The organism is Pseudomonas sp. SIMBA_067 (assembly GCF_046534675.1).
GTDB classification, from domain to species: domain Bacteria; phylum Pseudomonadota; class Gammaproteobacteria; order Pseudomonadales; family Pseudomonadaceae; genus Aquipseudomonas; species Aquipseudomonas putida.
This window is the reverse complement of sequence record NZ_JAWRYH010001060.1, coordinates 1-247: the sequence shown is the minus strand read 5'-3', so window position 1 is coordinate 247 and position 247 is coordinate 1. Positions and strand designations below refer to the sequence as shown.

Annotated in this window: 1 protein-coding gene; it reads left to right on the top strand. The window is 64.8% G+C overall.

Annotated features, from left to right (window positions below; all coding sequences use genetic code 11):
• Window positions 1-247: alanine racemase (locus SB765_RS32480; RefSeq protein ID WP_410932873.1), on the top strand; the 247-nt coding region annotated here is incomplete at both ends.

The following is a 247-nucleotide window of genomic DNA, read 5'->3' as shown; positions in this document are numbered from 1 at the left end:
CCCAGGTCCACAAGCCGCTCACTGTCTGGTTGAAGCTCGACAGTGGCATGCATCGTGTCGGTCTGCACCCCAAGGATTACCACGAGGCTTACCGGCGCCTGCTGGCCAGTGGCAAGGTTTCTCGCATCGTGCTGATGAGCCACTTCGCTCGCGCCGACGAGCTGGATGCCGACGCCACTGCCCAGCAGATTGCCGTGTTCGAGGCTGCCCGCCAGGGCCTGGCCGCCGAATGCAGCCTGCGCAACTC